This window comes from Flavobacterium sp. CYK-55, assembly GCF_018413465.1.
In the GTDB taxonomy this organism is placed as follows: Bacteria; Bacteroidota; Bacteroidia; order Flavobacteriales; family Flavobacteriaceae; genus Flavobacterium.
On the sequence record NZ_JAHCDK010000004.1, the window covers coordinates 189,724 to 195,951 of the forward strand.

The following is a 6,228-nucleotide window of genomic DNA, read 5'->3' on the forward strand; positions in this document are numbered from 1 at the left end:
TTAATTCGTAATTCTTAATTGTCTCCAAATTCCATAATACTTGCAATGCCTGTGAGCGGAATAACGGCCCAGCGCGGACGCGAGTTGAGTTCGTAGCCAAGTTCGTAGACGGCTTTTTCTAAAATGCAATATTTGAGTAAAAAGTCAATTTCTTTGCGGTAGCCAATGTTGAGATTTCCGGCCTGCGCCACCTCTGTATAGGTTTGCAAAAACACGCCTACAAAATATTTAAACAACAGTTCGCCGGCCTGAAAGAGCTCTTTTTGCTCAAACGGATATTTGTCTTTGTTGTTAAAAATGGTCGCGTAAATGGCATAGTGAAACGAGCGGAACATACCAGCCACATCTTTGAGCGGCGGTTGTTTGACCTTGCGATCGCGGATGGTGCTTTCGGGCTCGCCTTCAAAATCGAGGATGTAAAAATCTTCGCCGTTGACCAACACTTGCCCCAGGTGATAATCGCCATGAATACGAATGCGCTCTGACTTCATTTTGGTCCAATCAAAATCAAGGAATACTTTTCGGATTTCTTTTTTGTGGTCGAGGAATAAATTGGCGAGTTCGAGTGCCAAACCATCGAGTTTGTGCAAATTGTTCTCGAGAATATTGAGTCTGTTCTGAAACTGATAGGTCAAACGGTTTTTGAGCCAAACGGTGTAATCGCCGTTATAGGTGGTGGGTGTAAACGCCGTATCGTGTATATCGCTGCCGAGTGCAATGTGCATTTCGGCCGTGCGGGTGGCCATGGTGTGGATGCGCATAAAAATGCTCAGTCCGGCCCAATCAATGATTTCATGCGGCACTTCGTTGATTTTGAGTCGGCGGAACAAATCTACTTCAGGCAACTTGTTGAGCTTGATTTTTTTGGTTTTGAGGTTGTCAAAAATACGATCGACTTCATCGAGCATAAACTGCCACGCATCGCCTTGGTTGGGCACGAGTTCTTGCATCATACCCAAAGTAATATTGCCTTCGCTGAGCGCCACACTGATGCTGCCGGTATAAGCCGGTGAGTTTTTAAAATCCATGCGCTCGGTCAAGAAACGACTGATTTCATAATCTGGGTTGGTGCTGATGTAAATGCGTCTAAAGATTTTGAGCACCAAATTGCCGTTGTATACAATAGAGGTATTGCTTTGCTCGGCGCCCATAAATTTGGACGATTCATAAGTGGTTTGCTCGAGTTTTTCGCCTCGGTGAAATTTGACTTTTCCGGGGTTTTTCTCAGACGGCGCTTTGAGGATTTTTTCAAACATGAGTTGACGAAAATCTTCTTGGTGCAAAGCATCAATCAGAAAACCTTGTTGGTTGCCCATTTTAACCGGAGCAATCACGGTGCTGGTATTGAGATCTTCTTGTGCCATAAAGGCTATCGGCATAAAATAATGCTGATAAAAAGCCTCTTTAAAATTGACTTCGAGCAATACGCCATAGTAGGTGTTTTTGGCTGAAGTCATCATGAAATAATCAACGACTTCAATGTATTTGAGCGTGCTGGCTTTTCCGCCATACCACCTTTTGTTGACGATGTAACGCTCAAGAATGTCAGACGAAAAGACTTTGATAAATTCCGAATCTTCAAAGGCTTTTTTCCATTCTGTTTTAAATACAAACGGAGTTCTAAATCCGTCTTCGTTGATTTCTGTGTCCATGATTATTATCGATTGATTTGAAACAAATGAAACGGCATATCCGGATGGAGTTCAACAAAATTCCACTCCTGATTCCAGTGATAGGTGTTTCCGGTGATTAAATCTTGAATTTCAATAGGCTCGTTACCCATTTCTGAAATCGGCAACTGAACCATCGCCTGCGCAGTGTTGTGTGCATCGAGACTTACGACCATGAGGGTTTGGTTGGTTTTGTGGTCATCAAATTTGTAATAGGCCAAAACCTGATCGTTGTTGGTGTTACAAAAAACGAGGTTGTTGGTTTGCTGTAGCGAAAGTTGCTCGCGACGAATCTGATTCACACGCGTGATGAGGGTGGTGATTTTGTTTTCAATCGTCCAATCCCAATGCGCAACTTCGTATTTCTCAGAGTTGAGATATTCTTCTTTACCCTCGGCCACCGGCGCGCAAACTCTGTATTCAAACACAGGTCCGTAAATGCCGACGCTTGAGCTGAGTGTTGCGGCCAAGAAGTATTTCTGCAAATGCACCGATTCATTGCCTGAATGCAGTGCCAACGGATTGATGTCGGGCGTATTGGGCCAAAAATTCGGACGGTAGTATTCTTTTTGATCGGTTTGGGTAAGCTCGGTGAGATACTCAATGAGTTCTTGTTTGGTATTGCGCCACGTAAAATAAGTGTATGATTGCGTAAAGCCTTGTTTGGCGAGCTCGTTCATGATTTTTGGACGTGTAAAGGCTTCAGATAAAAACAACACATCGGGATGTTTCTTTTTGATTTCGGCCATGAGCCAACCCCAAAAGTAAAAAGGTTTGGTATGCGGATTATCAACGCGAAACACGCGAATACCGCACTCTTCTACCCAAAATAAAGCGGTGTCTAAAAGCTCTTTCCAGAGGTTTTTCCAATCAGTCGTTTCAAAGTAAATCGGCTGAATATCTTGGTATTTTTTGGGTGGATTCTCGGCGTATTGCACCGTTCCGTCGGGGCGCCATTTGAACCATTCTTTGTGTTCTTTGACCCACGGATGATCGGGCGCCGCTTGCAAAGCGTAATCCATCGCGATTTCAATTCCGAGTGATTGCGCCGTTTTGACGAGTGATTTAAAATCGTCTATCGAGCCCAACTCTGGATGCGTTGATTTGTGCCCGCCGTATTGCGAACCTATGCCCCAAGGCGAACCGACATCGCCGGGCTCAGCGTTGGTGGCGTTGTTTTTTCCTTTGCGGTTGACCTCTCCAATGGGGTGAATCGGCGGAAAATACAAGGTATCAAAACCCATTGCAGCTACGCGCGGCAAGAGTTTTTCGCAGTCTTTAAAGGTGCCGTGCTTTCCGAGTTCTGACGAGGCCGAACGCGGAAAGAATTCATACCAAGTACTGAACAAAGCTTTGGCGCGATCTACATAAACCTGCAATTCATGCGATTGATTTTCAATATATAAGATGGGATATTTGGTGAATAAAGCCGTGAGTTCATGCGACATGGCCGATGCTATGGCCAAATCATATAGTTTGGGATCTGTAAATTGTTCGGCTACTTTTTTAAGGTAGGCTTTTTCGTCTTTGTTGGCGAGTTTGATAATTTGTTCAATATATTCAGCGCCTTCAAGCAACTCAGATTTTACGTGTTGGTTATCTTGAATTTTGCGCTCGGTTCCGTGTTGCCAATTCAGGGCATAATCAACCCAAGCTTGCACATAATAGGTGTAGCTTCCTTGCTGATCAACGGTAAATTCAGCAGTCCACGCGTCATTTTCGGTGGGCTGCATTCTTACTTCAGACCATTTTTTATCGCTTTGATGTTTGTATAAAACGCGGCATTGAATCACATCATGCCCATCAGGAAAAACATCAGCGGTAACGGTTACTTTTTGTCCTACAATTCTTTTAATGGCAAATGCTCCGCCATCGAGTTGCGGTTGAACATTTTCAATGATAACACGGGTTTGTCTTTGCATTTTAGGTTTATTTTATGACTTCTAAATTTAGCAAAAAATACAAAAAACAATACCTTGCAGCAAGATTTACAGAAATGACAAAGAATCAAAAGAAACATCAAGAAAGTTTAAAAATTCCTAAAATAATCCTCGTTGCAGGTACATTATTCTCGCTTATTTCAGACCGCCTGACCGTTTGGTTTGCCGCACGTTTGTTTACGACACCGCTCAAACATCGCATGCCCAAACGCGAATTGAATATGAACCAAAACAGTCAGCAAGAAAAATTACTCGTTCAGACACTTCAAAAAGAAATCGTGGTTTATCAATACGGAACTTCTGAGCGCAAAATTCTACTGGTGCATGGTTGGTCCGGCCGCGGAACCCAACTGGTTAAAATTGCCGATGCCTTGCTTGAAAAAGGATATGCGGTGGTGAGTTTTGATGCTCCGGCGCATGGGAAATCTCCGGGCAAAACTACTTTGATGCCTGAATTCATCGCCTCTATTTTTGAAGTCGAAAAACAATACGGGCCGTTTGAAGCGGCTGTGGGGCATTCGCTCGGCGGTATGAGTTTGCTCAATGCGGTCAAAGACGGATTCAAAATCAATAAACTCGTGACCATTGGCAGCGGCGATGTGGTGCGAGACATTATTGATGATTTTGTGGCCAAACTTAAGCTGAAAACCAAATACAGTGGTTTGCTCCAAGCTTATTTCGAAAGTCAATCCAACCGTAAAATGGACGATTACTCATCATACAAAGCCGCGCAAAAAATCGAAATTCCCGTACTGGTGATGCACGACGAACAGGATGACGAAGTTCCGGTGGGTTGTGCGCACCATATTCATCAAAACCTTCAAAACGGTACTTTGATGCTGACACAAAAACTCGGTCACCGAAAAATTTTGGGCGATGCGCCGGTGATTCAAAAAGTCGTTAACTTTATTCAAAATTAAATTTTATGGAATATCCGGTGAACAAAACACCCGAAGATTGGAAAGAGCAACTCGGAGCCGAGCGCTACCGAATATTGCGTCAAAAAGGTACAGAATTTCCGCATTCAGGCCCCTACAATTTGCACTTTGAAAACGGAACCTACGTTTGTGGCGGATGTGGTGAACCTTTGTTTGAAAGCAGTCATAAATTTAATGCGCACTGTGGATGGCCATCGTTTGATGCATCAATTCCCGGAAAGGTAGCTTATGAAAAAGATGTTTCGCACGGGATGATCAGAACCGAAATTCTCTGTGCCAGCTGCGGCGGACATTTGGGCCATGTTTTTGACGACGGACCTACGCCCACCGGGCAACGCTACTGTGTAAACTCATTATCCATCGATTTTAAACCCGAATAAACATGGAACTTTTTGAACATCCTTGGACCCAAAAACTACAACCGCTTATTGAGCTGTACAGAGGCAAAAAGCATCCGCTTGATTATCAGAATTTATATCAACTCATGGTGATGGTGGTGCTTTCGGCTCAAGATTCTGATGCCAACATCAACAAGATTGCTCCGGGCTTTTTTGAAGTGTATCCAAACATGCAAAGCTTGGCGGCATCGAACATTCCGGCCATCAGCAGTCAGATTACCAAAGTCAGAAACTTCAATACCAAAGCGAGTTGGTTGTTGGAAATTGCGCAAAGCTTGCAAACCGATGATCAGATTCCGCTTAGCATGGAAAGCCTGACCGCGCTCAAAGGCATCGGACGAAAATCAGCCAACGTCATCATGCGCGAGATGAACGCACCCGCCGAAGGGATTATTGCCGACTTGCACGTGATTCGCGTGGCGCCGCGCATGGGTCTCTCGGCAGAATTCAAAGACGGCAACCGCATTGAAAAAGAATTAATGAAAAATCTACCGCCCGAAATCTGGGGCGAAATCGGCATGGCTATCTCCTTTCTCGGGCGTGAAACCTGCAGACCAACCCATCCAAAATGCGAGCATTGTGTGGTTCAACCACATTGTCAATACGCCCACTCAAAATAAAAAGTCATGAATTTCTTCACCAAAAAAAAGCCGTGGAATAACCTAGAGTTCATTCCGTTTAAGTTGTGTGTGGCCAGTATTTATCTGTACTTCGGCAGCCATTTTCACGAACTGTTTAAACATTACAGCTACTTGCTTTTGGGCGTGTTTGCCCTAACGGTAGTCATCACCATGTATTTGTGGATACAAAAAATGAGGCAAGCCAATTAGTTTATTGGGGCGTACCGGCTCGTTAATGATTTGCTTTACGGAAAGTTTGTGCGCTCGCCGTCGGGCTGTGCGCTTTATCTCTCCGCTACGCTACGAGGATATCGCTTCCATCCCTCACGCAGTTCCTGATTAATTAAAGCATTTTTCAAGAATGAAAGAAGATACCTCAAGTCCACCAGACTTGCTCCTCTTAATATCAAATCTGAAGTCAACCGGACTTCCTCCTTTTAATTTCTACCCGAGGCGCAGCCGAACCGAGCGAAGCTAAATCTCACGCAAACTCTGAATCTCGCCCTGTCATATTAAGAAACAAAACACCTCGCAACTCTGTCCTACTGAGGCACGAAGCATCTCATTCAATAAGCACTGGTCTTATCATGAGATTCCTCCTTGGGTCGGAATAACAAAAAGGTCGGAAGGACAAAAGGGTTGAAAAAAACAGAGTGATGGTA

Annotated in this window: 6 protein-coding genes; 4 read left to right on the top strand and 2 right to left on the bottom strand. The window is 44.2% G+C overall.

Annotation, left to right across the window (positions count from 1 at the left end; all coding sequences use genetic code 11):
• Positions 1-14 precede the first annotated feature (14 nt).
• Together KIH23_RS07285 and KIH23_RS07290 are read right to left on the bottom strand one after the other, a co-directional pair.
• Positions 15-1,652: a maltokinase N-terminal cap-like domain-containing protein gene (locus KIH23_RS07285; RefSeq protein WP_213212531.1), complete on the bottom strand. Its 1,638-nt coding sequence runs from the start codon at positions 1,650-1,652 to the stop codon at positions 15-17.
• Between the two features lie 5 nt (positions 1,653-1,657).
• Positions 1,658-3,592, bottom strand: a complete 1,935-nt coding sequence (locus tag KIH23_RS07290; RefSeq protein WP_213212533.1) for an alpha-1,4-glucan--maltose-1-phosphate maltosyltransferase — start codon at positions 3,590-3,592, stop codon at positions 1,658-1,660.
• A gap of 74 nt (positions 3,593-3,666) precedes the next feature.
• Between KIH23_RS07290 and KIH23_RS07295 the strand changes: the two genes are divergently transcribed.
• Genes KIH23_RS07295 through KIH23_RS07310 form a run of 4 tightly spaced genes read left to right on the top strand, consistent with a single transcriptional unit; the run spans position 3,667 to position 5,776 of the window.
• Positions 3,667-4,530, top strand: coding sequence for an alpha/beta hydrolase (locus KIH23_RS07295; RefSeq protein ID WP_213212535.1), 864 nt, complete (start codon positions 3,667-3,669; stop codon positions 4,528-4,530).
• Positions 4,531-4,535: 5 nt separating this feature from the next.
• Positions 4,536-4,928 (top strand): peptide-methionine (R)-S-oxide reductase MsrB, encoded by a 393-nt coding sequence (gene msrB / locus KIH23_RS07300; RefSeq protein ID WP_213212537.1) that lies wholly within the window; start codon positions 4,536-4,538, stop codon positions 4,926-4,928.
• Between the two features lie 2 nt (positions 4,929-4,930).
• The gene (locus KIH23_RS07305) at positions 4,931-5,566 is read left to right on the top strand and encodes an endonuclease III domain-containing protein (RefSeq protein ID WP_213212538.1); all 636 of its coding nucleotides are present in this window, start codon (positions 4,931-4,933) and stop codon (positions 5,564-5,566) included.
• A 6-nt stretch (positions 5,567-5,572) separates the two neighbouring features.
• Positions 5,573-5,776, top strand: coding sequence for a hypothetical protein (locus tag KIH23_RS07310; RefSeq protein ID WP_213212540.1), 204 nt, complete (start codon positions 5,573-5,575; stop codon positions 5,774-5,776).
• Positions 5,777-6,228: the final 452 nt, after the last annotated feature.